We start from the raw sequence: 26,166 nt of genomic DNA, 5'->3' as shown, positions 1-26,166 counted from the left end.
CGGTAGGAGGGGAGCAGGGGACCCGTGGTGGCTACGGGAGTGCAGGGACCGGCTCGCACGCGCGGATGGCGTCGGCCGCCGACTCGATCCACCGGTCCTGCTTCGTGCGCGGGGCGCCGGTGATGCGTTCGAGGGCGCGGCCGAACTCCTCGCCGTAGTACTCGCTCGGGGCGCCGATACGGGCGCGTACGGCCGCCTCGAACAGGAACGTGTCGGGGTAGCCGCCCGCGGACTTGAGGAGGTGCGGTGCGCACTTCGGTGACGTGGGCTGGGGGAGGGCCGCCGAGAACATCGCGTCGGTCAGGTCGTCCTTGGTCGCCGCCGGGGACATCAGGGGGAGTTCGGCGGTGGCGCCGGAGGGGCGGTCGAGGCCGTCGGCGTAGAAGGCGCGGTTGAGTCCGGCGAGGGAGCCGAGCCCGGAGTCGACGGTCCGCACGGCGGCGCGGGCCTGGGGCAGCAGGTGGCGGTCGTCCGGCCACAGGCACGCCTTCGTGCGGCCGCTCGTGGTGCAGAGCGGCTGTGCGGGCTGTTCCTTGCGTACGGCCCAGTACGAGTCGGGCACCGGCGTACGGAAGGCCACGAGGGTGCCGCCCGCGACGAGCGCGGCCAGCGCGAGCGCGCCGAGCGCGACGGGGCGTGGTGCGAGGGCGGCGCCGCGCCGGAGCGCGGGCAGCGCGGTGAGGACGAGGCCGAACGCCAGGCACCAGGCGACGGCGACGAGCATGCGCGTCGTGTTGGGCTCGAACTCCGAGCTCCAGAACTCGTCTATCGCCGGGAACAGCTTGTCGAGCGGGGTGTCGGGGACGAATGCGACGACGACGAAGAGGCTGTACCAGAAGACGCCCGCGAAGGGCGCGACCACGCGCGAGGGCAGGGCCGAGCCGACGGCGACGCCGACGGCGATCTCCAGGCCCATCATGCCCGCGCCGAGCAGCAGCGGCGTCCACGCGGGTTCGCTGACGTCGCTGACGCCCGCGGTGCGGGAGAAGGCGACGGCGATCAGTACGGCGTACGCGAGCAGCGCCCAGAGCCAGGCCGCGAGCCAGAGCAGCAGCGACTGGGCCCAGCCGCCGCGGGCGGCGGTATCGGCCCAGAGCCGGGTGCGGTGGCGGAAGGCGCGGCCCGCGCTCCACGCGGCCGCGGCGCTCATCACGGACCCCATCACGATGACGGCGAAGAGCTGGACCTGGAGGCTGGTCTGCGTCCACCAGCCGATCCAGTCGCTCTCGTCGGGGCTCTCCGCGGTGAAGTAGTAGACGCCGACGGCGCCCATGAGGGCGGCGCCCCACTTGGCCTCGCCGCGGCGCATTTCGGTGAGGAGTACGCGCATCAGCCGGCCACCGCTTCCGTGCCGGCGAGATGCAGGTACCCGGCTTCCACGGCACTCCCGTCGATGTCGCCGCCCGCGCCACCCGCGCCACCCGCGCCGCCCGCGTCCCCGTCGGGCAGAGCACACAACTCGGCAACAGTGCCGGTGAACCGGACCGTGCCCTCCAGGAGGACGGCGACGCGGTCGCACACGTGCGCCACGTCCTCGGCGAGGTGGGTGCTCATCACCACCGCGCAGCGGTCGCCCAACTCCTTGATGAGCTTGCGGAATCCGACGCGCTGGGCCGGGTCGAGGCCCACCGTCGGCTCGTCGAGGAGGACGAGGGAGGGTTCGTTGACCATGGCCTGGGCGATGCCGACGCGGCGCAGCATGCCGCCGGAAAGGGCGCCCATTTTGGCACCGGCATGCTTCTCCATCTGCACCAGACGCAGCGCCTCGCGGGCGCGGTCGCGGCGCTGGGCGGCGGGCACCTTGCGCAGCCACGCGGCGTACTCGGTGAACTCGAGGACGGTGAAGCGGGGGTAGTACCCGAAGGACTGCGGCAGCACCCCGATCTGTTTGCGCAGCCGCTGCACGCGGGTCCGTCCCGGGGTCTCCCCCAGGAGGGTGACGTCCCCGGACTTGGGTCTGCGGGCCGTGCTCAGCAGCGACAAGAGGGTGCTTTTTCCCGCCCCGTTGGGCCCGAGGAGGCCGGTGACGCCGGCGGGGAAGGTGAGGGAGACGTCGTCGAGGGCGGTCGTCGAGCCGTACTCGACGGTGACGCGCGCGACCGCCGCGACCGGCTGGGAGCCGGTCGCGGCGGCGCTGTGGGAGGTGCTCACGTGACTCCTGAGTCCTGAATCCTGAATTCCGAGTCCGAATCAGTTCTGGGCGTTCACGTAACCGTCGGGGCGGAAGCTCTTGTCCTGGTAGAGGTACGCGCTGAACTAAAATCACGACGAATTGGTCGTAACTGCTTGGTCGCCGATCATGCTAGGCGCGGACGCTGACGCTCCGTAGGCCATCAGTTCGAGTGTGCACATGGTCACGAACGGGGCGATGGGCGTGCCGGTGCCTGATCGCCGGGGAATGGCCTGATATCGGCGCCGCGCGGGCGGCGCCCACGGGGTGCACGGCGGCTACCGGTGGCTCCGACGCGTCGTGGGCGTGCTCCAGGTCCGACGCCATGAGCCCCCAAAATGTGAGGCGATCGCCGTACACTTGGCGCCGGTGGACTGCCGGGCGGTGGAGGGTGGTTGACGGTGCGTAAGGCGTGGGTCGTCGCGTCTGTCGGGATCGGCGGGGCCCTCAGCTTCATCGCGCTGCTCGTCGTCGGGACGTACATGGCCGCGGGAAGCATGGCCAACGGGGTCGGCGGTGGGTCCGTGGGGCTCGCCAAGGGGGCCGTGCCCGCCACCTATCAGCCCCTCGTGCAGAAGTGGGGCAACCTCTGCAAAGCCATCAACCCCGCGCTGCTCGCCGCCCAGCTCTACCAGGAGAGCGGGTTCAATCCGCGTGCCACGAGCCCGGCGAAGGCGCAGGGGATAGCGCAGTTCATTCCCGGGACGTGGGCCTCGCACGGTCTGGACGGGGACGGGGACGGCGATCGGGACGTGTGGGATCCGAAGGACGCCATTCCGTCCGCCGCGTCGTACGACTGCAAGCTCGCCGGATACGTGAAGGACGCGCCCGGAGACCCCACGAAGAACATGCTCGCCGCGTACAACGCGGGCGCGTACGCGGTCATCAAGTACGGCGGCGTCCCGCCCTACAGCGAGACGCAGAACTACGTGAAGACCATCACCGACCTCTCGAAGAGCTTCGCCCGGCCCGTCGGCCGCGTGGAGCCCTCCAGGCAGGCGGCGGGAGCCATCTACTACGCGCAGAAGAAGCTGGGCACCCTCTACCTCTGGGGCGGCAACGGCACCCCCGAGCAGGGCGGCCGCTTCGACTGCTCCGGGCTCACCCTCGCCGCGTACCGCTCCGTCGGCGTCACGCTGCCCCGCGTCGCCAACGACCAGTACAACGCGGGCCCGCACCCCAAGCGGGAGGAACTCCTCCCCGGCGACCTCGTCTTCTTCTCGGACGACCTGACCAATTCCCGCGCCATCCGGCACGTCGGCATCTACGTTGGCGGGGGATACATGATCAACGCCCCGCGCACCAACGCCGTCATCCGCTTCGACCGCATCGACACCCCTGACTACTTCGGCGCGACCCGTGTCACGGAGGACGGGGCCAAGGCCGTGCCCGCCAAGCCGACCGAAGTGTGAAGTGTGAAGGTTGGCGGCTGAAGTGGAGAGACCTCGTTGAGGATGGGATTCACGGGGTATGTGTGTGTGATGTGGCTTGAACTCTCCGTGAGAACACTCCTCTGAGCTGCAGCGATGTATCTCTCTTCGGTAACGTCTGAGTGATCTTTCGGTGGAGGGTGGAACGTAGGGCGAGGGACAGGGCGTTCCCTTGACTGGACCGACCACGGGGGTTGATGGACAGGGCGTACAGCACGGTGCGCCCACGGGCTAGGAGACAAGGGGCCGCAGCGCCATGGCTGGACTCGATGAATCCGGGTCGAACCCCGACGTCGGCCTGCTCTACGACATCAATGGCCTGGCCAAGGACACCCCGTCCTGGCTCGACAGCGCCATCGCGTTCATCGGGGAGTACGGGCTGTTGCTCGCCCTCGTCCTCTTGGTCGTGTGGTGCTGGTGGGGGCAGCGCAAGCGCGGCACCCTCGACGACGCCGCCTCCTCGGTCGCCGCCGTCGTCTGGGCCCCGCTCGCCGCGGGCATCGCCGTCCTCGTCAACATCCCCATCCGCGGCTTCGTGGAACGCCCACGTCCGTTCCGCGTCCACCACGGCGTCGAACTCCTGGTGGACGGCAAGAACGACTACTCCTTCGTCAGCGACCACGCCACCCTCGCCATGGCCATCGGCGCCGGACTCTTCGTCGCCAACCGGAAGTTCGGCATCGCCGGCCTCGCCCTCGCCGCCGTCGAGGGCTTCTGCCGCGTCTTCATGGGCGTGCACTACCCGACGGACGTCGTCGGCGGCTTCGCGCTCGGCACCGCCGTCGCCCTCCTCCTCTCGCCGCTCGCCATGGCGCTGCTCACGCCGCTCACCAAGATGATCGGCCGCTCCGGACGGGTGGGCCGGCTGGTGTGGGACCGGAAAGTCGCCCCTGTCGCGGCGCCGCTGAGCGGGACGGCGACGACACGGGCGGCTGGAGCGGCCGGGACGCCTGGGACGACTGGGACGGCGGGAGCGACGTCGGTGGATCCGGACGAGAAGGATCTCGCGGCGTAGCGCTCGTTTTCGCCGGGGTGCTCGGCCGGTCCGTGGTACGTGGCGGCGTCGCCACGCGCGCCGCGCTCACCACCACGTTCGAGTCCCAGTGGCCGTCCCTGCCGATGCGGCCGCCGCAGGTGAGCAGGCGCAGCTGGGCGCCGATCGCGGGCGCGTAGACCGTGGCGGTGGGGAAGTCCGCCGTGCGGTACGTGGCGACCGCCGTGACATTGAACGTCGTACGTCGCCCCGCCGCCGTCGTCGTCTCGATCCGGTCGCCGGGGCGCAGGCGGTCGAGGCGGGCGAAGACGGCGTCCCGGTAGCCACGGCGACCCCGGTCACCCCCTTCCGCGGGCGCGTCGCGGTGGCCCACGAGGACCGCGGGGCCCCGCTCCCCCGGGCGAGGGCCCAACTCGTACCAGCCCACCTTCAAGGCGTCCCGGAACGGCGGCACCTCCAGCGCGCCCTGCGGGTCGAGGCCGACCGACAGGACATCCGCGTCGACGCCGATCGCGGGGATGCGGATACGGCCCTCGGGCGCTCGGGCGGGCGCCGGTCCGTCGCCCAACGAGGGCGCGGTGGCCAGGAGCGTGGCCGCCGCGAGCAGCACCGGGGCGGCTGCGACGGTCGCGCGGCGCGGCAGGCGGCCGTTCAGGGGTGGTCCGGGCCGGTGTCCGAGCCGCCGGTGTCCGTGCCCGGGGCGGTGCCGTGGGCCTTGCGGCGGCGCAGGAGCCAGACGCCCACGCCTGCCGCCGCGCCGGTCACCGCCGCGGAAGCGAACGTCAGGGGGCCCGACGCGGGGTGCTCGGCCTCGGCCTCGGCCTTGGACCCGGCCGTGGCGTGCGTCGCGCCGCCTCGGGCCGCGCCGGACGGGGTGGCCTGGAGGGCACCGACGTTCGGATCAAGGGACGTGGGGGACGTGGGGGACTTGGTGGCGGTGGACGTGCTCGGCTTCGGGGGCGTGTACGGGTTCGCCGGCGGTTGCGATGCCGCTTCCGTCGCGGTGTCCGCGGGATGAGGCGGGCTGGTGGATGCCTGCGGGGAGGCGGACTTCTCGGCGGACGTGGAGGACGTCTCGGGGGAGGCCGACTTGTCGGTCGCGTCGGCATCCGCGTCGGCATCGGAGTCGGAGTCGCTGTCCGTTCCCGCGCCCGCGCCCAGCTCCTTGCCGTCCGCGCCGAGCAGGCTCCAGCCCTTCACGTCCTGGCCCTTGGGGTCCTGCCCCTTCTCGTCGCCCTTGTAGTAGTAGAGGGGGCGGGTCTCGTAGATGACCTGCGGCTTGTCGGCGTTCTGCGCGTCGTCGCCGGTCTGGGCGGTCTGGCCCGTGACGTCGTCGGCCTTGGTGGGGTAGCCGATCGCCGCCGGCCAGTCGGTGGCGCACTTCCCGGTGCAGTCGGGGGTGTCGGCCTTGTCGGCGTCGCGCGTGTAGAGCGGGTTGCCGTCCTTGTCGGCGAGCGCCTTGCCCTTGGGGGTGTCGACGAGGGTCAGCTGCTCGGGCTCGGTCGGCTTGTCCAGGGCCACGGCCGGTCCCGTAAGGGCGAGGACGGCCGCCGCGGCCGCCGTCGCCGTGACGACGGCTGTGCGCGGGGCGCCGCAAGATATGCGTATACGCGTGCTGCGGGGTGGGGTCATCCCCCCAGGCCACCCGTGTCCAGCGGGGTGGGCCACCCGGGGGCGTGTCGGACGGGGCCGAACGGGTTGCGGTGCCCGCCGAGCGGGTGACGGGGCGGGGCCACCGGGGCACGGCACCCGGGAGGCGAGGCGAGGCGAGGCGAGACGAGGTGCCCCTCGGCCGCCGTCTAGAGCGCCTGCGGGAAGTCGAAGAACCGCGTCGGGTCGTACTGCTTCTTCAGCTTCTTCAGACGCGGCGCCGCCGCCCCGTAGTACGCCTCGCGCCAGTTCGTCAGCGTCGAGTCGGTGTAGTTCTGATACGCGGCACCGGACGCGTGGCGCCCCATGGCCCCATGCGCCTTTTTCAGCCACGCCCGGGCGGGCGAGCCCGACGTGCCCGCACGCCACGACGCGATGTACTGCGCCAGCATCCGCGAGCGCCGGTGCACGAACGCCGTCGCCGTCGGGTCGACCCGGTTGATAGCGCCACCGAGCGCGGTGAGCGCGATGCTGCCGCCGCTCGCGCCCGTCACGTTCTCGATCTGCGACAGGAGCGTGCGGATGCCCGTCGCCGAGAGCGAACGGTCGAAGAAGTCCGAACTCGCCGCATACGTCTCGCGCTTGAGGGCGCCCTGCGGGCTGCGGCCCGGCGTCGTGCCGGGGAGGTGGCACTGGGCGTCGGCGGAGAAGGACGAGCAGCCCGCGTACACCTCCATCGACTCCTCGTACGTACGCCGCTTCAGGGAGACGCTGCGCGCGGGTGCGCCGATCTTGTCGGCGAGGCGGTCGACGGCGTTCTGCAGCTCGCCGTACGTCCCGAGGGAGAAGCACGCGACGGACACGGTCGGGGTGCCGCCCGGCGTGTTCGCGAGGTGCGCGGACGACCAGATCTCGTCCGGCTGGTCCGGGCCCCACTCCTGCCAGGCCTTGATGACCGCGGCCGCCTTCGACCAGGGCCAGGTCATGTAGGCGGAGACGCCCTGGGGCGCGGCGTGCGTGCGGTAGGTGAGCTCGGTGACGATGCCGAACTGGCCGTTGCCCGCGCCGCGCAGCGCCCAGAACAGGTCCTTGTGCTCGGACTTGGAGGCGGTGAGCTGCTTGCCGTCCGCGGTGACGAGCGTGGCGGAGGTAAGGCTGTCGCAGGTCAGTCCGTACGCACGCGACACCACGCCGTGGCCGCCGCCGAGCGTGAGCCCGGATATGCCGACGGTCGGGCACGAGCCCGCGGGGATGGTGACGCCCTTCGCCGCGAGCGAGCGGTAGACGTCGATGAGCTTGGCGCCGCCGCCGATCACGGCGGAGCCGCCGATCACGGCGGAGCCGCCGCTCGCGCGTGTCTTGCTCAGCTTCGACACGTCGATGATCAGCCGCCCGTCGCCGGACGACCAACCCGCGTAGGAATGACCGCCGTTGCGGATCGCGACCTTGGTGCGGTGGGCGCGGGCGTACGCGAGGGCGGTGCGGATGTCGTCCGGGTGCGCGACGTACGCGACGGCGGTGGGCTTCAGGTCGTCGTACCGCGTGTTGTACAGCTGCCGCGCCGCCGCCCACTTGGCCTGGCCCGGCTGGACGAGGGTGCCGTCCAGATCGCGGGCGAGGGCCTTGAGGGTGGCGGGCGAGGAGGAGGCGGCACTGGAGGTTCTGATGGGGGTGCCGCCGGTGTGGGTACTGGTGCCGGTCCCGGTGCGGGTGCTGCTGCCGGACGCGGCGGCGCCGGTGCCCGCCTTCGTGCCGGTGCAGCCCGCGACCGTGGCGGCGGCCAGGGTGGCTGCCGTTGTGCCGATGAATGTACGTCGTTCCATGACGCCTCCCGTTGCTTCCCGAGGACGAGACGGTGTGGGGGGCGTCGGGGTTCCTTGGAGCTCGCCGGGGGTCAGGGGGACGCTTCGTGTTCCGTCGCGTCCGTACGCGCCTTGCTGCGGGCCCGCCGTGCCGGACCGCGCCACCCGCAGGTGCAGAGCGCCGAGGTGAAACGGCCCTTCTCGACCGTCGTCGTGCGGTGGGCTGAGGGGGCTTGCTGATCGGCCACAGGGTCACCGTACCGACCCCGGGTGAACGGCCGCCCGCGTGACGGGGCAACGTACCGGTCGTTAGGGGAACGACGGGGCAAGTCGCGGGCACGGAGAGCGCTTGGGGGTACACGGGCGATGGTGCACCGGCACAGGCACACGAGGGGCGCGGGCGGCGTGGTCGTCGGCGCCGTCGCATTCGGGCTGATGGCTGTCACCTCCGGGTGTTCACCCTCCGGCGCCGCCGCCGACGGCAGGGGCCCCGGCGATCCGGCCGACATCGTGCACAGGTCCGCCGACTCCCTGGTCCGCGCGGGGAGTTCGAAGGCGTCGACCTCCATGGAGATGGCCAGTGGCGGTACGCGCGTGACCATCCGCGGCAAGGGTGTCTACGACTTCGCGCGGCAGGTCGGACGGTTCGAGGTGGTGCTCCCGCAGGACCCCGCGGGCGAGGACGAGCACCGGCCCATCACCGAGCTGATGGCCGCGGGAGCGCTGTACATGAAGAACCGGGGGGCCGGGGTGCCCGCCGACAAGTGGGTGCGGATCGAGACACGTTCGCTGTCCGACGGGAATCTCGTCACCGGCGGCGCCACGGATCCCCTCGCGGCGGCGGAACTGCTGCGCGGGGCGCGGAAGGTGGGGTTCGTGGGGGAGGAGCGGGTCGGTGGGGTGGATGTACGGCACTACCGCGGCGTCGTCGACCTGCGTGCCGCCGCCCGGGCCGCTTCCGCAGGTCAGCGCGGTGCGCTCCGGGTCGCGGCGGCGAAAGGGTTCAGCAAGGGCAGCGTGCCCTTCGACGTCTACCTCGACGACGAGGGGCGCGTGCGGAAGCTGCGGCAGCGGTTCGCCGTGGCCGACGCGAACGTGGCGTCGACCACGCTGCTCTACGGGTTCGGGGTGCCGGCGAAGGTGCGACTTCCGGCCGAGAAGGACATCTATGCCGGAAAGATTGCGGGTCCGTAGTCGCGTACGGCTGGTGGAAATGGTCCGTCCGTGCCATGCGCGGTGCGTAGACCGCTCCCTACCCTAGGAAGTCGGCATCAGGAAGAGGTGATGAACGTGGCTCCGATGCGTGGCGGTACGGCGGTTCAGGACCACGTCGCCCTCGCCGAGATCGAACTGTGCGGGGAACTCATCATTGCGGCGAGTGCGGCGGCCGAGCGGTTGAGCTTTGACCGGATCGACGAGGTGTTGCAGGTTGCCGAGCGGAAGGCACCCGGCGAGGATCGGTCCCACCCCTCCTCTTGACGCGGGCTGCCGCCCCGGCCTGCACCCGCACCGAGTGTCACGTCCGCATCATGCGCGCGATCGCCTTCGTCGCCTCCTCGACCTTCGCGTCGATCTCCGTACCGCCCTTGACCGCCGCGTCGGCCACGCAGTGGCGCAGGTGCTCCTCCAGGAGCTGGAGGGCGAAGGACTGGAGCGCCTTCGTGCCGGCCGAGACCTGCGTGAGTATGTCGATGCAGTAGACGTCCTCCTCGACCATGCGCTGCAGGCCGCGGATCTGGCCCTCGATGCGGCGCAGGCGCTTGAGGTGTTCGGCCTTCTGCTTGTGGTAGCCGTGCACCTCGTGCGCGGGGCCCTGGGCCTCCTCGGAGGGCGCCTCCAGCGCCCCCGGGGTCGGTACGGCCGTGCCGGCCGCGTCGGCCGCCTCAGTGGTCGTCATGGCGTCCTCCTTCTGGACTTCGGGGTAGAGAGGTGAGCGAGGGGGTAGGTCGGGTTCGGGCGGTGCTTCGGTGGGACGGGAATCTGAGACTTCCCGCACTTTTCGTGCCTCCGCGCCTCGCCCTGCCCGTCCCCATCCTTCGGAAACAGCGCCCGTTCATATACCCCCCATGGGTATATGATAGCCGATTCCGCGGGGGGTGTGCTGATCACTGTGCCTGATGGGCGACACTGGGGGGCGGCCGGTTAGCCGTGGCCGGATGATGCGCCTAGCATCAGCCTGACCGCATCCAAAGCACCCCGAGGACCCCACGTGCGCTTTCGTCTGACCCCCAGGGAGACGAGCTTCTACGACATGTTCGCCGCATCCGCGGACAACATCGTCACGGGCTCGAAGCTCCTCATGGAACTGCTCGGAGCGGACTCTTCCGCACGGGCCGAGATCGCAGAGCGTATGCGGGCCGCGGAACACGCGGGAGACGACGCGACGCATGCGATCTTCCACCAGCTGAACTCCTCGTTCATCACGCCGTTCGACCGCGAGGACATCTACAACCTCGCGTCGTCCCTCGACGACATCATGGACTTCATGGAGGAGGCCGTCGACCTGGTCGTCCTCTACCAGGTCGAGGAGCTCCCGAAGGGCGTCGAGCAGCAGATCGAGGTGCTCGCGCGCGCCGCCGAACTCACCGCGGAGGCCATGCCCAATCTGCGGACGATGGCCAACCTCACCGAGTACTGGATCGAGGTCAACCGTCTGGAGAACCAGGCCGACCAGATCCACCGCAAGCTCCTGGCTCAGCTCTTCAACGGCAAGTACGACGCCATCGAGGTGCTGAAGCTCAAGCAGATCGTGGATGTGCTGGAAGAGGCCGCGGACGCCTTCGAGCACGTGGCGAACACTGTGGAGACCATCGCGGTCAAGGAGTCCTGAGGCCTCGCCATGGACACCTTTGCTTTGATCGTGACGATCGGCGTCGCGCTCGGATTTACGTATACGAACGGCTTTCACGACTCCGCGAACGCCATCGCCACATCCGTCTCCACCCGTGCGCTGACGCCTCGCGCGGCGCTCGCCATGGCCGCGGTGATGAACCTCGCCGGTGCCTTCATGGGCAGCGGGGTCGCCAAGACCGTGAGTGAGGGGATCATCGAGACCCCGCACGGCGACAAGGGGATGTGGATCCTCTTCGCGGCGCTCATCGGCGCCATCGTGTGGAACCTGATCACCTGGTACTTCGGCCTGCCCTCGTCCTCGTCCCACGCGCTCTTCGGCGGCATGGTCGGCGCGGCGCTCGCGGGCGGCATCGGGGTCATCTGGTCCGGGGTCGTCGACAAGATCGTCATCCCGATGTTCCTCTCCCCGGTGGTCGGCCTCGTCGTCGGTTACCTGGTGATGTGCGCGATCATGTGGATGTTCCGCAAGTCCAACCCGCACAAGGCCAAGCGCGGCTTCCGCATCGCGCAGACGGTCTCCGCGGCCGGTATGGCCCTCGGCCACGGTCTGCAGGACGCGCAGAAGACGATGGGCATCGTGGTGATGGCGCTCGTCATTTCCGACGTGCAGAGCGCCGATGCCCCCATCCCGATCTGGGTCAAGATCGCCTGTGCGCTGATGCTCTCCGCCGGTACGTACGCGGGCGGCTGGCGCATCATGCGGACGCTCGGCCGGAAGATCATCGAGCTGGACCCGCCGCAGGGCTTCGCCGCCGAGACGACCGGCGCGGGCATCATGTTCACCACGGCGTTCATGTTCCACGCGCCGATCTCGACGACGCACGTCATCACCTCCGCGATCATGGGTGTGGGCGCGACGAAGCGGGTGAACGCGGTGCGCTGGGGTGTCGCCAAGAACATCATTCTGGGCTGGTTCATCACGATGCCGGCTGCTGCCATCGTGGCCGCGTTGAGCTTCTGGGCCGTGGATCTCGCGTTCCTGTAGCGTCGCCGACGTACGTACCGCACATGGAAGGGCCCGCCCCCGGGAGCCGGGGGCGGGCCCTTCTTGGTGTCCCTGCGGTGGCACCGCCATGCAGCACCGCGGGGAGTCTCGTGGTCGGCTCAGCCGAAGCGGCCCGAGATGTAGTCCTCGGTGGCCTGGACCGACGGGTTGGAGAAGATCCGCTCCGTGTCGTCGATCTCGACGAGCTTGCCGGGCTGGCCGACCGCGGCCAGGTTGAAGAACGCCGTGCGGTCCGAGACGCGGGCCGCCTGCTGCATGTTGTGCGTCACGATGACGATCGTGAAGCGCTCCTTCAGCTCGCCGATCAGGTCCTCGATCGCGAGGGTCGAGATCGGGTCCAGGGCCGAGCAGGGCTCGTCCATGAGCAGGACGTCCGGCTCGACCGCGATCGCCCGCGCGATGCACAGACGCTGCTGCTGGCCGCCGGAGAGGCCGGAGCCGGGCTTGTTGAGGCGGTCCTTGACCTCGTTCCAGAGGTTCGCGCCCTTGAGGGACTTCTCGACGATGTCGCCCAGCTCGGACTTCTTGTACGAGCCGTTGAGCTTCAGGCCCGCCGCGACGTTGTCGAAGATCGACATCGTGGGGAACGGGTTCGGGCGCTGGAAGACCATGCCGATCGTGCGGCGCACGGCCACCGGGTCCACGCCGCTGCCGTAGAGGTCCTCGTCGTCCAGGAGCACCTTGCCCTCGACGCGGCCGCCGGGCGTGACCTCGTGCATGCGGTTGAGCGTGCGCAGGAACGTGGACTTGCCGCAGCCGGACGGGCCGATGAAGGCCGTCACGGAGCGGGGCTCCACGGTCATGGAGATGTCGTCGATCGCCTTGTGGGAGCCGTAGAAGGCGGTCAGGCCCGATACGTCGATTCGCTTGGCCATGGGATCACTGCTTTCGAAAAGGGACGAGCTGAGGGTCGCTGAGGTGGCCGCCGTCAGCGGCCCGTCTTGGGGGCCTTCCAGCGCGCTACGGCGCGTGCCGCCATGTTGAGGATCATGATGAAGCCGATGAGGGCGAGCGCCGCGGCCCAGGCCCGGTCGTACGACGCCTGCGTGCCGGCCGCGTACTGCTGGTAGATGTACAGCGGCAGCGAGCCCTGCGCCCCGTCGAAGGGGTTCGTGTTGATCAGGGGGTTCACCCAGACCAGGAGCAGGACCGGCGCGGTCTCGCCGGCGATGCGGGCCACCGCGAGCATGACGCCCGTGGTGATGCCGCCGATCGCGGTGGGCAGGACGACCTTGAGGATGGTCCGCCACTTCGGCACGCCGAGGGCGAGCGACGCCTCGCGCAGCTCGTTCGGGACGAGCTTGAGCATCTCCTCGGTGGAGCGCACGATCACCGGCATCATCAGGATGGCGAGCGCCATGGCGCCGGCCCAGCCGGAGTAGTCGAACCCGAGGATGAGGATCCAGAAGCTGAGGACGAACAGGCCCGCGACGATCGAGGGGATGCCGGTCATGACGTCCACGAAGAACGTGACGGTCTTGGCGAGCTTCCCGCGTCCGTACTCGACGAGGTAGACCGCGGTGAGCAGGCCGATCGGCACGGCGATCACGGAGGCGAGGAGCACCTGCTCCAGGGTGCCGATGATCGCGTGGTAGATGCCGCCGCCGGTCTCCTCGTCGGCCACCACGCCCATGGAGTGGGTCAGGAAGTAGCCGTCGAAGACCTTGATGCCGCGCTGCACGGTCTCGTAGATCAGCGAGGCGAGCGGGACCACGGCGAGCAGGAACATGACCCACACCAGCGAGGTGGCGAGGCGGTCCTTGGCCTGGCGGGCGCCTTCGACGGTCATCGCGAGGACGTACGACCCGGCGATGTACAGGAGCGCGGCCATCAGGCCCCACTGGATGCGGCTCTCCAGGCCCGCCGCGGCGCCGATGCCGACGGCGACGGCGGCGGATCCCGCGGCCATGGCCAGTGGCGTCCAGCGGGGCAGCGTCGCGGCCTTGAGGGTGCTCGGCCGCTTGACCAGCGGGCCGACGGGGGTGGGTGTCGTGGTGCTCATGCGTTGGCCCCCGAGTACTCCTTGCGGCGCGCGATGATCAGGCGGGCCGCGCCGTTGACCAGCAGCGTGATGACGAAGAGCACCAGGCCGGAGGCGATGAGCGCGTCCTGGCCGTACTCACTGGCCTCGTTGAACTTGCTGGCGATGTTCTGCGCGAAGGTGCCGCCGCCGTAGTCGAGCACCGAGGTGTTGATGAGGAAGTTCGGCGAGAGGACGGTGGCGACGGCGATCGTCTCGCCGAGCGCGCGGCCGAGGCCCAGCATCGAGGCGGAGATGATGCCGGAGCGGCCGAAGGGCAGCACCGACATGCGGATGACCTCCCAGCGCGTGGCGCCGAGGGCCAGCGCGGCCTCCTCGTGCATCTTCGGGGCCTGCAGGAAGACCTCGCGGCTCACGTTCGTGATGATCGGCAGGATCATGATCGCGAGGAGGATGCCGACGGTCATCAGGGAGCGCGGTGCTTCGCCGTTGTAGGAGAAGACGCCGGTCCAGCCGAGGTAGTCGTCGAGCCAGCTGTAGAGGCCGGTGAGGTTGGGGGCGACCACGAGGGCGCCCCACAGGCCGTACACGATCGAGGGCACGGCGGCCAGCAGGTCGATCACGTAGGCGATGGGGGCGGCCAGCTTGCGCGGCGCGTAGTGCGAGATGAAGAGCGCGATGCCGATGGCGACGGGGACCGCGATCGCGAGGGCGATGACCGAGCTGACCACGGTGCCGAAGACCAGGACGGCGATGCCGAAGTACGGCTTGCCCCCGGTGCTGATGCCGGCGGGGTCCCACTCGAAGGTGGTGAGGAAGTTGCCGGTGTTGTCGGCGAGGGCGACGGTCGTGCGGTACGTGAGGAACGCGGCGATGGCCGCCATGATCACGAGGAGCACGATCCCGGAGCCCCGGGAGAGGCCGAGGAAGATCTTGTCGCCGGGGCGGGTGGCGCCGCGTGCGGCGGCCTTGCTCACGGGGGCCGTCGGCCCGGCGTCGTCGACGGGGGGAGGAGCGGTCGTATTGCTTGGTATGTCCATGGGGTTCTCCGGTCTGCGGAGGCGCCGTGCGGGTGACGCAGGCGCTCCGTGGCGGCGGTGCACCGGACGGTGCGGCCGGCCCTGGTACCGCGGGGCCGGCCGCACTCGGTTCAGCTAGCTCAGGCCCGCGACGGTGGAGCGGACCTTGGTGATGATCTCGGCCGGGATCGGCGCGTAGTCGTTGTCCTTGAGGACGTTCTGGCCGTCCTCGCTGGCGATGTAGGTCAGGAAGGACTTGGTGGCGGCGAGGGTGTCCTTCTTGTTGCCCTTCTCGCAGACGACCTCGTACGTCACGAGGGTGATCGGGTACGCGCCCTCGGCGGTCGGCTTGTAGTTCAGCTCCAGGGCGAGGTCCTTGCCCTTGCCGACGACCTTGGCCTCGGAGATGGCCTTGGAGGCGTTGTCGACGGTGGCCTTCACCGGCTCCTTGGCCTCGGTCTTCAGGTCGACGGTCTTGACGCCCTCACCGGCGTAGGAGAGCTCGAAGTACGAGATGGCGCCCGCGGTCTGCTTGACCTGGCCCGCGACACCGGCCGAACCGTTCGCGGACTGGCCGCCCTTGGGCTCCCACGACTTGCCCGGCTCGTAGGGCCAGGCGCTGGGGGCGGCGCCCTTCAGGTACTTGGTGAAGTTGTCCGTGGTGCCGGACTCGTCGGAGCGGTGGAAGGGCTGGATCTTGGTGCTGGGGAGCTTGGCGTCGGGGTTGAGCTTCTTGATCGCCTTGTCGTCCCAGGCCTTGATCTTGTTGTTGAAGATGTCGCCGAGGGTCTTGGCGTCCAGGGTCAGGCTGTCGACGCCGGGGACGTTGTAGCCGATGGCGATCGGGCCGCCCACCATGGGCAGGTCGATGGCCTGGCTGCCCGTGCAGACCTTCTTCGACTTCTCGACCTCGTCGGGCTTCAGCGCGGAGTCCGAACCGGCGAACGCGGTCTGGCCCTGGAGGAACGCGGTGATGCCGGCGCCCGAACCCGTCGGGTTGTAGTTCAGCTGCACGTCCTTGCAGTTGGTCGTGTAGACCTTCCGCCAGGCGTCGATCGCGTTCTTCTGCGCGGACGAACCGGAGGCCGCGAGCTGGCCCTTGGCGTCGTCGCACTTGATGTTGGCGTTGGCGTTGGTCTCCTTGCCGCCATCGCCCGAACTGGTGTCGTCGGAGCCGCACGCCGTGAGGGCCAGGGCGCCGGAGACGGCGATGGCGCCGAGCGAGAGGGCGCGGAGCCGGTTCTTGCGCTGAAGCTTCACTTCGGATTTTTCCTTCCGGGAGCCGCCGGCCCTTTGCTGGCGGCGTGCGATGACTTGCGTCGTGTTGTAAGGCCGAAATTAGGCAGGGCAGGTGAAGCGGCCGATGGGCACGAGTGAACGGCGGGTGAACCTCGGCGGTCGGCCCGGTTAGCCTTTCCGCTACAAAAAGTAGCGGTTGTGCTACGCAGAGTCAGGCATGCTGGTCGTGCGCGGGCGCCGGATACGATCGGCGCATGATCTACCCGTTCCTCGCAGGCGTCACTGTCTGGCTCGCCGTCGCCGCCACGGCTGCAGGGGTCGGCCGGGCGTACTGCCGCGAGTGCCGCGCACGGCGGCGTACGGCCGCATAGTCGCCGCGGACCGCTCAGGCCCTGCCCCGCGGAGCGGCCAGGGCCGCCAGCAGGTCGGTGACGAGTTCGGCGTCCCGCTCGCGCGTCAGGAGGCGGCGGGCCTCGTCGGGCGCGAGCCACCGCAGGTGCGACACCTCGGAGTTGGGCGCGAACGTGCCGGAGAGGGCCTCGGCGGCCCAGTAACGGACCTCCTTGGGGCGGTCCTGCGCGTCCCGGTAGTGGGCGGTGGGGAGTTCGGCGCCGAGCGCGCACGTCATGCCGGTCTCCTCCAGCACTTCCCGCAGTGCCGCGTCCCGCGCCGTCTCCCCGCGCTTCAGTTTGCCCTTCGGATGGGACCAGTCCGACCACTTGGGCCGGTGCACCAGGGCGAGTTCGATGCCGTCGCGACCGGCGCGGTCCGGGCGCCACAGGACGCATCCCGCCGCGAGGACCGTGGCCTCCTCGCCGGGCCGCCCTTCCTTCCCGTACGTCACCGTGTCCTCGCCTCCTCGCGCAGCCACGCCCGCTGGAACACGAACCGGGCCGCCTCGACCTCGTGCCGCTGGTCGGCGTGGAGCACACCCAGCGCGTACGCCGTGGCGGGCGCGATCCGCGGGGTCCGTGCCGCGTGGGCCGCCGCTGCCGCCGCGGACGCCGCCTCGCGGTGGACGTTCAGGGCGTGGCTCGCGTCGGCGATGCGGGGGTCCGGGCGGTCGTGGCCGACGAGGACCTCCTGCGCGTACCGGTACAAGCGCAGCAGCGAGCGGACCTTCAGCCAGGGGGCGTCCTGGGCGTCCGGGGCGGTGTCCGTGGGCGCGAGGCCGTGGGAGAGCGCGCCCGCGTTGTAGGGGTGCCCCGCCTGGCCGAGGGGGAGGACGGCGACGGCCTCCGCGAGCGTCGACTCCGCCTGGTCCGCGAGGGGCACGAGGTCCTCCGCCGTCCCGCTCAGGGGGACCTCGCTGGCCAGGACGGCCACGTGGTCCGCCACCGCGTGGAAGCGGGAGGAGCCGAACGCCTGGAGCGCGGTGGAGTGGGCGCGGGTCCTGGCGAGCGTGAGCTGGCGCTCCAGGAGGGCGGCGGCCTTGGCGGCGCCGACCGCGAGACCGCGCGGTGTGCCGCTGTCGGCGGCGCTCGGCACGGAAGGCTGCGCCCAGCCGTTCTGCCGCGCCGTACGGCCTCCGGCGCCCGAGGTGGCGAGCGCGGCCGGGGCGGGCACCGGCGGCGGGCCCGAGAGCCGGTGCAGGGCCTCCAGGAGACGGTCCAGACGGGAGGCGTACGCGTGCTCCTGGCCCAGCGTGCCGGAGAGCCAGGCCAGTTCGGGCCGGAGCGAGGACGCCCACTCCGCGTCGAGGAGCGGACGGAACGTGTGCAGGGTGGCGCCGATGCGGCGGGCCGCGCGGCGCAGGGAACGGGCGGCCTCCAGGGACTCCTCCGCGCCCTGCGCGTCCGTGCTGGACTCGCGGTGCAGCCGCAGCGAGCGGAGGAACTCCGTGGCCTGGTCCTGCAGATAGCCCGTGAGGGCCTCACCCGCGGTACCCGGGCCCGCTCCCGTATCCGTCATCTCATGGTGTTGCTGTGCCACGCCGGCGCCTCCGGGCGTCTATGAGCATCTCCTGCACGTTGCGCAGGGGCTGGCCGTCCGGGTCCGCCGAGTGGCGGGTCCAGTTGCCGTCCGCGCCCAGGTGCCAGGAGGCCGTGGTGTCCGACATGCCGGTCTCCAGGAGCCGGCTGAGGGCCGCCCGGTGCGCCGGGTCCTGGACCCTGACCAGCGCCTCGATGCGGCGGTCGAGATTGCGGTGCATCATGTCGGCGCTGCCGATCCACACCTCCGGTTCGCCGCCGTTGCCGAAGGCGAAGACGCGGGAGTGTTCGAGGAAGCGGCCGAGCACGGAACGTACCCGGATGTTCTCCGAGAGCCCCTCCACACCGGGGCGGACCGCGCAGATGCCGCGCACCCACACGTCCACCTCGACGCCCGCCTGCGACGCACGGTACAGCGCGTCGATGACCGCCTCGTCGACCATCGAGTTGACCTTGATGCGGACGTAGGCGGGGCGGCCCGCCCTGTGGTGCTGTATTTCCTTGTTGATGCGGGAGATGAGGCCGTCGCGCAGGGACTTGGGCGCGACGAGCAGCCGCCGGTAGGTCTCCCTGCGGGAGTAGCCGGAGAGCCGGTTGAAGAGGTCGGAGAGGTCCGCGCCGACCTCCGCGTTGGAGGTGAGCAGCCCCAGGTCCTCGTAGAGGCGGGCGGTCTTGGGGTGGTAGTTGCCGGTACCGACGTGCGAGTAGCGGACCAGGGAGTCGCCCTCTTGGCGCACGACGAGGGACAGCTTGCAGTGCGTCTTCAGACCGACGAGGCCGTAGACGACGTGACAGCCGGCCTCCTCCAGCTTCCGCGCCCACTTGATGTTGGCCTGCTCGTCGAAGCGGGCCTTGATCTCGACGAGGACGAGGACCTGCTTGCCGGACTCGGCGGCGTCGATCAGCGCGTCGACTATGGGGGAGTCGCCCGACGTCCGGTACAGCGTCTGCTTGATGGCGAGGACGTCCGGGTCGGACGCGGCCTGCTCCAGGAACGCCTGCACGGACGTGGAGAACGAGTCGTATGGGTGGTGCAGGAGTACGTCGCGTTCGCGAAGGGCCGCGAAGATGTCGGGGGCCGACGCCGACTCGACCTCGGCGAGGTCGCGGTGGGTGCCCGCCACGAACTTCGGGTACTTCAGCTCGGGCCGGTCCAGCTTGGCGATGCTGAAGAGGCCGGTGAGGTCGAGCGGTCCCGGCAGCGGGTAGACCTCCGCCTCGCTGATCTTCAGCTCGCGCACCAGCAGGCTGAGGATGTTCGGCGCGATCGACTCCTCGACCTCCAGGCGCACGGGCGGCCCGAAGCGGCGCCGCATGAGCTCCTTCTCCAGGGCCTGGAGCAGGTTCTCGGCGTCGTCCTCCTCGACCTCCAGGTCCTCGTTCCTGGTGAGCCGGAACATGTGGTGCTCCTGGATCTCCATGCCCGGGAAGAGCTCCTGGAGATGCGCGGGCGCGGCGATGACGTCCTCGATGGGCACGTACCGCTGCGGGGAGGCCTCCAGGAACCGCGAGAGCAGCGGCGGGACCTTCACACGTGCGAAGTGCTGATGTCCGGATACCGGGTTGCGGACGACCACGGCGAGGTTGAGCGAGAGCCCCGAGATGTACGGGAAGGGGTGCGCGGGATCGACGGCCAGCGGGGTCAGGACGGGGAAGATCTGCTGCCGGAAGAGCGTGAAGAGCCGGGACTGCTCCTTCTCGGTCAGCTCGTGCCAGCGCACCAGGTGGATGCCCTCGTCGGCGAGGCCGGGGGCGACGTCCTCCTGGTAGCAGGCGGCGTGCCGGGCCATGAGCTCGCGGGAGCGGTTCCAGATGAGTTCGAGCACCTCGCGGGGTTGCAGACCGGAGGCCGAGCGGGTGGCGACACCGGTCGCGATGCGGCGCTTCAGGCCCGCCACCCGGACCATGAAGAACTCGTCCAGGTTCGAGGCGAAGATCGCCAGGAAATTCGCCCGTTCGAGGAGGGGCGTGTTCGGGTCCTCGGCGAGTTCGAGGACCCGCTCGTTGAACGCGAGCCAGCTGCGCTCCCGGTCCAGGAACCGGCCCTGGGGCAGCTCGGCGCCGTCGTGGCCGACCGCGGCGTCCTCGTCGTACGCGTCGAGATCCGCGTCGATGTCGGGGTCGAGGTCGGAGACGGTGGCGGCGATGGTGGCGGGCCGGTGCGCGGCGATGGAACCTACGGAAGGCTGGGCGTGCTGCACATGTCCTTGCGTGTTCTGCTGGCTCATGGACCCATTGTTCCGCGCGGGCACGACGATGGGCGCGTCGGAGAGCGCGGGAGCGAGGTGGAGCTTCCCGTTTGCCTGGGAAGCGCTCCCGTTCTCCGGGGACGGGTCGGGCGCGGCGGGCTGCATTGAGCGAGCGTCGCAAGGCTGTCTGAATGAGTGGTTACGGCGACATGACGTGCGGGACATCGGCCGAAGGCTCCGGGGCGTCTACAGCGTGGCGCCTCCGGCCGATCGTACGGTTCAGGCCACGCGGCGGCGCAGGATGCGGAACGCGGCGTAGGTGACGGCGGCGGCCAGGGCCAGCAGGATGCCGGTCTCCACGAGCTGGAGGGGCCAGAAGTGCGACGAGGGGTGGAAGTCGGAGTACCAGCCGGTGACGTGGTGCTCGGCGATGCAGGCCTTGGGGTCTGGGCCCCAACAAAGCGATTCCGGCAGCCGTTTCCCGTCGGCGGTGAGCATGCCGCGTTCCACCGGCAGGCCGAAGTTGGGCGTGGCCTGCGGATACGTCGGTGCCCAGGTGGCGGTTTCGGTCGCCCACAGGTGGTGGCGGGCCAGCGGCAGCAGGACGACCGCACCCAAGGTGACGGCCGCGGCGGCCGCCATCGCGAGCAGCACGCGGCGCAGCAGGAGCCCGGCGAGGGCGCCGACGGCGAGGCCGAGCAGGGCGTATCCGATGCCGACCGTGCCCAGGGAGCCGTACATGGCCCGCTCGTACCAGGCCGCTCGGCCGTACTCGAGCTCGGGACCGGTGGTCCACGCCCACCGCTGCACCGCGGTGAACAGCACCACTCCGCTCACCACGAGCGCGGCGACCACGGCGAGCCGGGCGGCGAGCCAGCGGGCCGGGGTGACCGACTGCGTCCACGCCCATGTGTACGTGCCCGACTCCAGGTCCTTCGCGACGATCGGGCCCGCGACGAACGCCCCGATCAGGCAGGGCAGTCCGAGCATGGCCATGCCCGCGTAGTCGAGGTTCCTGGTGAACTGGTGCTCGGCGTCGAGGTAGCCGCGAACCGCGCCGCCGCAGCCCGGCGTGGTGTTCGTGATGACGCAGTCCGTCGCCGCGAAGACGTCGGCGGCGTGGCCCACCCACACCCGGTCGGCGGCCAGCGCGGCGGTGCCGAGCACGAACAGACCGAACAGGATCCACAGGACGGTGCGGTGCTGGCGCAGCACCGCGCGGTACGGGCCCGGCAGGGCGAAGGCGGCGCGGCGGACCTGCCGTTCGGCGGGCGAGGCTGTCGTGGCGGTCACGCGGACACCCCCAGCTCCTGCGTGCCGCGCTCCCGGGGCGTGCTGCCGGGGGAGAGGAGCGGTGGCGCTTCCGGCGAGCGCAGGTGGGCCAGCAACAGTTCCTCCAGGGAGGGCTCTTCGACGTCCCAGTCGTCGGCGACCGGGCCGTCGGTGCGGATCAGCGCCGTCAGGCCACGCCCCGCGGCACGGGACTCCACGACGGTGTGCGGGTGGAGCCGGTCGGCCGGGCCGCGGCCCGTGACCAGGCGGTGCGCGCCGATGAGGTCGTCGATGCCGCCCGCGAGCCGGATGCCGCCGCCGGACACGAGGAGCAAGTAGTCGCAGGCCTCGGCGAGTTCGCTCACGATGTGTGAGGACATGACGACCGTCGTGCCGTGCTCGGCGGCCTCCGCCATCAGCGTGCCCATCAGCTGGTGCCTGGCAAGGGGGTCGAGGTCGGCCATCGGCTCGTCCAGGAGCAGGAGTTCGGCGCGTTTGCCGAGGGCGAGGGCGAGCGCGACGCGGGTGCGCTGGCCGCCGGAGAGCGTACGGATGCGGGCGGTGCGGTCGAGACCGTCGCCGCTGTTCACGACGTGCTCGGCGGCGGCCATGTCCCAGATGCCGGCGTTGAGTTCGGCGCCGAGCCGCAGCGTGTCGGCGATGGTCAGCTGCGGGTGGAGCGGTTTGTCCTGGGCGACGTACGCGATGCGGGTGCGGGCCTCGGCGGGGTCCGTGCCGAGGACGCGGATCGTGCCGGACGTGGGGCGGTCGAGGCCCGCCGCGAGGGCGAGCAGCGTCGACTTGCCCGCGCCGTTGGGGCCGACGACCGCGCAGACGCGGCCGGTGGGCAGGCGGAACGTGCAGTCCCGCAGGGCGTGGCGGTTCCGCCCGAAGCGTCTGGTCAGTGCGGTCGCCTCAAGGGCGGTGCCGGTGTCGGTCATACGGGGTCCCCCTGGGTTGCCTGCGGTTGCTGATCCTGGTGCTGCTTCTGGTGTTGCTTCGGGCGCTGCGGGTCGCCGAACTGGTCGTCCAGTACGGCCGTGAACAGCGCCGCCACGTCGTCCCTCTCCAGCCCCGCCTGTCGGGCCCGCGCGGCCCACTCGGCGAGCTCACCCCGGAGCGGCGAGTCGGCCGGTGCGGCGCCGAGTGTCCGGCGCACGAACGTGCCGAGACCGCGCCGCGCCTCGACCAGGCCCTCGCGCTCCAGCTCGCGGTAGGCCTTCAGCACGGTGTTCGGGTTGATGGCCGTGGCCTCGACGACCTCGCGGGCCGTCGGGAGCTTGTCGCCGGGCTCGAGGAGGCCGAGGCGGAGGGCCTGCCGGGTCTGCTGGACGATCTGGAGATAGGTGGCGACGCCGCTGCGCCGGTCGATGCGGTACTCGACCACTGCCTTGCACCACCCTTTCACTAATTGAGTAGTGAAAGGGTGGTGCAAAGAAGGGGCGACGTCAAGTGACGCCGCCCCCTCGGGATGCGGAAGTGCCGGAGGCGGTACCGCGCCTACGACTCCGTGCGGTACATCAGGTCCGTTTCGTGTGTGATGAAGCCGAGGCGTTCGTAGACGCTCACGGCTGCCTTGTTGTCCGCGTCCACGTACAGCATCGCCGTCGGCAGGCCCGCCTCCGCGAGGTGGCGCAAGCCCGTCGTGGTCAGTGCCTTGCCGAGGCCGCCGCCCTGCGCTCCCGGCCGTACGCCCACGACGTACACCTCCCCGAGCCGCTCCTCCGCGTGCACCTTCGTCCAGTGGAAGCCGACGAGTTCGCCGTCGCTCTCGCGTGCGGCGAGGAAGAAGCCCGCCGGGTCGAACCACGGCTCCGCCTTGCGGTCGTCCAGGTCCCGCTGCGTGAGCGCGCCCTGCTCCGGGTGGTGCGCGAAAGCCTCCGCGTTCAGCGCGAGCCACGCCTCGTCGTCCTGTCCGGGTACGAAGGTACGTACCGAAATCCCTTCCGGCAGCGTCGGATCCGGCAGGTCCAGGTCGGCCAGGGGGCGCCGCATCTGACGCAGTTCACGGAAGAGCGCGAGGCCGAGGACCTGCGCCAGGTGGCGGGCCGCGGAGTGTCCGCCGTGCGCCCACACGCGCAGACGGCGGCCCGACTCGGCGAGCAGCGCGGTGCCGAGCGCCCTGCCGTGCCCGTGCCCGCGGCGCGAGGGGTGCACGACGAGCTCGGCGGCGGGGGCCTCCACGGGGTCGGTGTCCTCCAGCTGCGCGTATCCGACGAGCTGGTCGTCGACGGTGAGCAGCAGGTGCCGGACGCCGTCGCGGGCGCCGCCGCGCAGCTGGAGCCGGCCCTGCTCGGACACCGCCTGCTGTCCGTCCGTACGGGCCGCCTCGGCGAGCAGCTCGAGCACGGCTTCGGCCTGCGCGGGGGTGAGTTCGGCGAGGGTGTCGATCTTGCGGAGGGGGGTGGGGGCGTCGGCGGGGCGGTCGTGAATCATGCGCCTATTCTGGCGGGGCGCCTTGGGGGGTGGGGTGCTCTGGGGGTGCTGTTTGTTGGCCGGCTTCCCCGCCGGGGGTGGGTTCATCGCGCTGCGCGCTCGTCCTCAAACGCCGGACGGGCTGAAACCCCCCGGGCCGTGGGCTGGGTTGTCGCGCTGCGCGCTCGTCCTCAAGCGCCGGACGGGCTGGAATGTCCCCGGGGCGGGCTGTGTACCTGAGGGCAACCAGGTCGTAACCCGCAACCCTCTGTTGCGCTACGCGCGTTGACCTTAGGCTTTCGTCGGTCTGCGTCGTCCGTACTCCTAACCCCCGGGGGGAACACGTGTCCGCCATACCCAAGCATCGACGGCCAAGGCGTCGTGCCACCCGTGTTCTCGCCGTCGCGGCGGGGCTCGCCACCGTGGGGGCGCTCGCCGCGTCCCTGCCCGCCAGTGCGGGGCAGGATCATGATCGTGCGGGAGGCGGGAGCAAGGGCAAGCACTCCCGCACCGTCGACGTGCAGCTCCTGTCGTTCAACGACTTCCACGGGAATCTGCAGCCGCCCGCCGGGTCCTCGGGCCAGGTGACGGAGAGGCAGGCCGACGGGAGCGAGAAGAAGATCGACGCCGGTGGCGTCGAGTACCTCGCCACGTCGCTGCGTACCGCCAGGAAGGGCAACCCGTACAGCGTCACCGCCGCCGCCGGTGACCTCATCGGCGCCAGTCCGCTGCTGTCGGGGCTCTTCCACGACGAGCCCACCGTCGAGGCGATGAACAAGCTCGACCTGGACGTCACCAGCGTCGGCAACCACGAGTTCGACGAGGGGGCCAAGGAGCTGGCCCGCATGCAGAACGGCGGCTGTCACCCCAAGGACGGCTGCTTCGAGAAGGGGAAGGACGGGAAGGGCAAGAAGTTCGAGGGGGCGGATTATCCGTATCTCGCCGCCAACGTCACCGACGAGAAGACCGGCAAGCCCATCCTCAAGCCCTACTGGGTGTGGAAGCACAAGGGCGTCAAGGTGGGATTCATCGGGGTGACGCTCGAAGGGACTCCCGACATCGTCTCCGCCGACGGGGTCAAGGGGCTCAAGTTCCACGACGAGATCGAGACCGTCAACAAGTACGCGAAGATCCTCGACAAGCAGGGCGTGAAGTCCATCGTCACGCTCATCCACGAGGGCGGCGTGCCGAAGACCCAGACGTACAACTACGACTGCGACTCGCCCGGCGCCGGCGACGGGATCTCCGGGCCCATCACCACCATCGCCAAGGGCATCACGCCCAAGGTCGACGCCCTCGTCACCGGGCACACCCACAACGCGTACGTCTGCACGATCCCCGACCCCGCGGGCAAGCCGCGCATGGTGACCTCGGCCTCCTCCTTCGGGAAGCTCTACACCGACACCACGCTCACGTACGACCGGAAGACCAAGGACATCGTCCGGACCAGTGTGAAGTCCGCGAACCACGTCGTCAGCCGTGAGCAGGCCAAGGCTCCCGACATGACCTCGCTGATCTCGCGCTGGGACAAGCTCGCCGCGCCCGTCGCCAACAAGGCCGTGGGCTACATCTCCGGGGACATCCCGGGGCGTGGCGCGGGCGTCCCCGAGTCCCCGCTCGGCGACCTCATCTCCGACGCGCAGCTCGCGCACGCCAAGTCCATCGACCCGGAAGCCGATCTGGCGCTGATGAACCCGGGCGGCATCCGTTCCGACATCGTGTACAAGGCGAGCGGCAGCGAGGGTGACGGCGTCGTCACGTACGGCGAGGCGTTCACCGTGCAGCCGTTCAGCAACACCGTCAACCTGGTCGACCTGACCGGCGCGCAGCTCGTCACCGGGTTGAAGCAGCAGGTCAGCGGGTCGAACGAGGCGTCGCCGAAGATCCTGCAGGTGTCGGACGGGCTGACGTACACACTGGACATGACCAAGTCGGGTGCGGACCGTGTCGTCGCCGACTCGATCAAGCTGAACGGCAAGGCGATCGACCCGGCGGCCACGTACCGCGTCGCGATGAACTCGTTCCTCGCGGGCGGCGGCGACGGCTTCGCGGAGCTCGGCAAGGGGACGAAGCCGGTCGTCGGCAGCGACGACCTGAAGGCGTTCAACGACTACCTGACCGCCAACTCCTCCGCGGACAAGCCGATCGCGCCGCCGAAGGCGGACCGCATCACGATCGTGAAGTAGATCGTGCGTGTGATGAAAACGGCGCGTTAAAGAAGCCGCCGAAACCGGGCGTTACCGGATGTAAGGCTTGGGGTGGGGTGTGAACGTAT

At 70.5% G+C, this 26,166-nt stretch carries 25 protein-coding genes and 1 pseudogene; 8 read left to right on the top strand and 18 right to left on the bottom strand.

All coding sequences use genetic code 11. From position 1 onward, the window contains the following. Nucleotides 1–31 precede the first annotated feature (31 nt). Complete coding sequence (locus DEJ49_RS16795) at nucleotides 32–1,330, bottom strand: hypothetical protein (RefSeq protein WP_150184878.1); 1,299 nt, start codon at nucleotides 1,328–1,330, stop codon at nucleotides 32–34. Then, nucleotides 1,330–2,151, bottom strand: coding sequence for an ATP-binding cassette domain-containing protein (locus tag DEJ49_RS16790; RefSeq protein WP_150184877.1), 822 nt, complete (start codon nucleotides 2,149–2,151; stop codon nucleotides 1,330–1,332). The genes DEJ49_RS16795 and DEJ49_RS16790 overlap by 1 nt, the downstream gene beginning before the upstream one ends. A gap of 420 nt (nucleotides 2,152–2,571) precedes the next feature. Here DEJ49_RS16790 and DEJ49_RS16785 point away from each other — a divergent pair, with 420 nt between their 5' ends. From DEJ49_RS16785 to DEJ49_RS36740, 3 genes are all read left to right on the top strand, one after another. Continuing rightward, nucleotides 2,572–3,582 (top strand): NlpC/P60 family protein, encoded by a 1,011-nt coding sequence (locus DEJ49_RS16785; protein ID WP_150188287.1) that lies wholly within the window; start codon nucleotides 2,572–2,574, stop codon nucleotides 3,580–3,582. A 274-nt stretch (nucleotides 3,583–3,856) separates the two neighbouring features. Further along, the gene (locus DEJ49_RS36420) at nucleotides 3,857–4,615 is read left to right on the top strand and encodes a phosphatase PAP2 family protein (protein WP_150184876.1); all 759 of its coding nucleotides are present in this window, start codon (nucleotides 3,857–3,859) and stop codon (nucleotides 4,613–4,615) included. Nucleotides 4,616–4,647: 32 nt separating this feature from the next. Next, nucleotides 4,648–4,773 carry a hypothetical protein gene (locus DEJ49_RS36740; RefSeq protein WP_263398809.1) on the top strand — a complete coding sequence of 42 codons (126 nt, stop codon included), beginning with the start codon at nucleotides 4,648–4,650 and terminating at the stop codon, nucleotides 4,771–4,773. Here DEJ49_RS36740 and DEJ49_RS36985 read toward each other — a convergent pair. From DEJ49_RS36985 to DEJ49_RS35960, 4 genes and pseudogenes are all read right to left on the bottom strand, one after another. Continuing rightward, nucleotides 4,728–5,204: pseudogene (locus DEJ49_RS36985) on the bottom strand (sortase domain-bontaining protein); the annotation flags it as partial. The gene DEJ49_RS36740 and the pseudogene DEJ49_RS36985 overlap by 46 nt on opposite strands. Before the next feature lie 41 nt (nucleotides 5,205–5,245). Further along, nucleotides 5,246–6,115, bottom strand: coding sequence for a hypothetical protein (locus DEJ49_RS16770; protein ID WP_190329371.1), 870 nt, complete (start codon nucleotides 6,113–6,115; stop codon nucleotides 5,246–5,248). Between the two features lie 278 nt (nucleotides 6,116–6,393). After that, nucleotides 6,394–8,007, bottom strand: a complete 1,614-nt coding sequence (locus DEJ49_RS16765; protein WP_150184874.1) for an FAD-binding oxidoreductase — start codon at nucleotides 8,005–8,007, stop codon at nucleotides 6,394–6,396. Nucleotides 8,008–8,078: 71 nt separating this feature from the next. Next, on the bottom strand, nucleotides 8,079–8,234 hold the full coding sequence (locus DEJ49_RS35960; protein WP_190329370.1) for a hypothetical protein: 156 nt from the start codon (nucleotides 8,232–8,234) through the stop codon (nucleotides 8,079–8,081). A 118-nt stretch (nucleotides 8,235–8,352) separates the two neighbouring features. On the opposite strand from DEJ49_RS35960, the gene DEJ49_RS16760 reads away from it, so the two are divergent. Then, the gene (locus DEJ49_RS16760) at nucleotides 8,353–9,180 is read left to right on the top strand and encodes a hypothetical protein (protein ID WP_150184873.1); all 828 of its coding nucleotides are present in this window, start codon (nucleotides 8,353–8,355) and stop codon (nucleotides 9,178–9,180) included. Nucleotides 9,181–9,270: 90 nt separating this feature from the next. Then, nucleotides 9,271–9,465, top strand: a complete 195-nt coding sequence (locus DEJ49_RS16755; protein WP_150184872.1) for a hypothetical protein — start codon at nucleotides 9,271–9,273, stop codon at nucleotides 9,463–9,465. Between the two features lie 37 nt (nucleotides 9,466–9,502). Here the strand turns inward: DEJ49_RS16755 and DEJ49_RS16750 are convergent, their stop codons facing one another. After that, nucleotides 9,503–9,883 carry a metal-sensitive transcriptional regulator gene (locus DEJ49_RS16750; RefSeq protein WP_150184871.1) on the bottom strand — a complete coding sequence of 127 codons (381 nt, stop codon included), beginning with the start codon at nucleotides 9,881–9,883 and terminating at the stop codon, nucleotides 9,503–9,505. A gap of 312 nt (nucleotides 9,884–10,195) precedes the next feature. Between DEJ49_RS16750 and DEJ49_RS16745 the strand changes: the two genes are divergently transcribed. Continuing rightward, nucleotides 10,196–10,816 (top strand): DUF47 domain-containing protein, encoded by a 621-nt coding sequence (locus DEJ49_RS16745; RefSeq protein ID WP_055567145.1) that lies wholly within the window; start codon nucleotides 10,196–10,198, stop codon nucleotides 10,814–10,816. A gap of 9 nt (nucleotides 10,817–10,825) precedes the next feature. After that, on the top strand, nucleotides 10,826–11,824 hold the full coding sequence (locus DEJ49_RS16740; RefSeq protein ID WP_150184870.1) for an inorganic phosphate transporter: 999 nt from the start codon (nucleotides 10,826–10,828) through the stop codon (nucleotides 11,822–11,824). 119 nt (nucleotides 11,825–11,943) lie between these two features. Here DEJ49_RS16740 and pstB read toward each other — a convergent pair whose 3' ends face one another. The 11 genes from pstB to mshD all read right to left on the bottom strand — a co-directional run bounded on the left by pstB (nucleotide 11,944) and on the right by mshD (nucleotide 23,912). Further along, nucleotides 11,944–12,720, bottom strand: a complete 777-nt coding sequence (gene pstB, locus DEJ49_RS16735; protein WP_150184869.1) for a phosphate ABC transporter ATP-binding protein PstB — start codon at nucleotides 12,718–12,720, stop codon at nucleotides 11,944–11,946. Nucleotides 12,721–12,773: 53 nt separating this feature from the next. Continuing rightward, on the bottom strand, nucleotides 12,774–13,847 hold the full coding sequence (gene pstA / locus DEJ49_RS16730) for a phosphate ABC transporter permease PstA (RefSeq protein ID WP_150184868.1): 1,074 nt from the start codon (nucleotides 13,845–13,847) through the stop codon (nucleotides 12,774–12,776). Further along, entirely contained in the window at nucleotides 13,844–14,866 is a 1,023-nt protein-coding gene (gene pstC, locus DEJ49_RS16725) for a phosphate ABC transporter permease subunit PstC (protein ID WP_150184867.1), read from the bottom strand. The genes pstA and pstC overlap by 4 nt, the downstream gene beginning before the upstream one ends. A gap of 114 nt (nucleotides 14,867–14,980) precedes the next feature. Next, nucleotides 14,981–16,105, bottom strand: coding sequence for a phosphate ABC transporter substrate-binding protein PstS (gene pstS / locus DEJ49_RS16720; protein ID WP_150184866.1), 1,125 nt, complete (start codon nucleotides 16,103–16,105; stop codon nucleotides 14,981–14,983). 364 nt (nucleotides 16,106–16,469) lie between these two features. Next, complete coding sequence (locus DEJ49_RS16715) at nucleotides 16,470–16,928, bottom strand: NUDIX hydrolase (protein ID WP_150184865.1); 459 nt, start codon at nucleotides 16,926–16,928, stop codon at nucleotides 16,470–16,472. Continuing rightward, nucleotides 16,925–18,016, bottom strand: coding sequence for a CHAD domain-containing protein (locus DEJ49_RS16710; RefSeq protein ID WP_150184864.1), 1,092 nt, complete (start codon nucleotides 18,014–18,016; stop codon nucleotides 16,925–16,927). The genes DEJ49_RS16715 and DEJ49_RS16710 overlap by 4 nt, the downstream gene beginning before the upstream one ends. Then, nucleotides 17,997–20,369 carry an RNA degradosome polyphosphate kinase gene (locus DEJ49_RS16705; RefSeq protein ID WP_411757167.1) on the bottom strand — a complete coding sequence of 791 codons (2,373 nt, stop codon included), beginning with the start codon at nucleotides 20,367–20,369 and terminating at the stop codon, nucleotides 17,997–17,999. The genes DEJ49_RS16710 and DEJ49_RS16705 overlap by 20 nt, the downstream gene beginning before the upstream one ends. 114 nt (nucleotides 20,370–20,483) lie before the next feature. Beyond that, on the bottom strand, nucleotides 20,484–21,497 hold the full coding sequence (locus DEJ49_RS16700) for a hypothetical protein (protein WP_223832864.1): 1,014 nt from the start codon (nucleotides 21,495–21,497) through the stop codon (nucleotides 20,484–20,486). After that, on the bottom strand, nucleotides 21,494–22,417 hold the full coding sequence (locus tag DEJ49_RS16695; protein ID WP_150184863.1) for an ABC transporter ATP-binding protein: 924 nt from the start codon (nucleotides 22,415–22,417) through the stop codon (nucleotides 21,494–21,496). Before DEJ49_RS16695 ends, DEJ49_RS16700 begins: the two co-directional genes overlap by 4 nt. After that, entirely contained in the window at nucleotides 22,414–22,863 is a 450-nt protein-coding gene (locus DEJ49_RS16690; RefSeq protein ID WP_150184862.1) for a GntR family transcriptional regulator, read from the bottom strand. The genes DEJ49_RS16695 and DEJ49_RS16690 overlap by 4 nt, the downstream gene beginning before the upstream one ends. A gap of 113 nt (nucleotides 22,864–22,976) precedes the next feature. Further along, nucleotides 22,977–23,912: a mycothiol synthase gene (mshD, locus tag DEJ49_RS16685; protein ID WP_150184861.1), complete on the bottom strand. Its 936-nt coding sequence runs from the start codon at nucleotides 23,910–23,912 to the stop codon at nucleotides 22,977–22,979. A gap of 323 nt (nucleotides 23,913–24,235) precedes the next feature. On the opposite strand from mshD, the gene DEJ49_RS16680 reads away from it, so the two are divergent. Continuing rightward, a complete protein-coding gene (locus DEJ49_RS16680; RefSeq protein WP_150184860.1) occupies nucleotides 24,236–26,077 on the top strand; it encodes a bifunctional metallophosphatase/5'-nucleotidase in 1,842 nt (613 codons plus the stop codon). Nucleotides 26,078–26,166 lie beyond the last annotated feature (89 nt).

This window comes from Streptomyces venezuelae (assembly GCF_008642335.1).
GTDB lineage: Bacteria > Actinomycetota > Actinomycetes > Streptomycetales > Streptomycetaceae > Streptomyces > Streptomyces venezuelae_F.
Note: the sequence above shows the minus strand (reverse complement) of the source record. Positions and strands in the feature narration are given on the sequence as shown.

Coding starts and splice junctions, on each gene's coding strand:
- DEJ49_RS16795 (WP_150184878.1), bottom strand. CDS start 1,330: ATGCGCGTACTCCTCACCGAAATGCGCCGCGGCGAGGCCAAGTGGGGC.
- DEJ49_RS36420 (WP_150184876.1), top strand. CDS start 3,857: ATGGCTGGACTCGATGAATCCGGGTCGAACCCCGACGTCGGCCTGCTC.
- DEJ49_RS16765 (WP_150184874.1), bottom strand. CDS start 8,007: ATGGAACGACGTACATTCATCGGCACAACGGCAGCCACCCTGGCCGCC.
- DEJ49_RS16760 (WP_150184873.1), top strand. CDS start 8,353: ATGGTGCACCGGCACAGGCACACGAGGGGCGCGGGCGGCGTGGTCGTC.
- DEJ49_RS16755 (WP_150184872.1), top strand. CDS start 9,271: ATGAACGTGGCTCCGATGCGTGGCGGTACGGCGGTTCAGGACCACGTC.
- DEJ49_RS16750 (WP_150184871.1), bottom strand. CDS start 9,883: ATGACGACCACTGAGGCGGCCGACGCGGCCGGCACGGCCGTACCGACC.
- DEJ49_RS16740 (WP_150184870.1), top strand. CDS start 10,826: ATGGACACCTTTGCTTTGATCGTGACGATCGGCGTCGCGCTCGGATTT.
- pstB (WP_150184869.1), bottom strand. CDS start 12,720: ATGGCCAAGCGAATCGACGTATCGGGCCTGACCGCCTTCTACGGCTCC.
- pstA (WP_150184868.1), bottom strand. CDS start 13,847: ATGAGCACCACGACACCCACCCCCGTCGGCCCGCTGGTCAAGCGGCCG.
- pstC (WP_150184867.1), bottom strand. CDS start 14,866: ATGGACATACCAAGCAATACGACCGCTCCTCCCCCCGTCGACGACGCC.
- DEJ49_RS16705 (WP_411757167.1), bottom strand. CDS start 20,369: ATGCAGCCCGCCGCGCCCGACCCGTCCCCGGAGAACGGGAGCGCTTCC.
- DEJ49_RS16695 (WP_150184863.1), bottom strand. CDS start 22,417: ATGACCGACACCGGCACCGCCCTTGAGGCGACCGCACTGACCAGACGC.
- mshD (WP_150184861.1), bottom strand. CDS start 23,912: ATGATTCACGACCGCCCCGCCGACGCCCCCACCCCCCTCCGCAAGATC.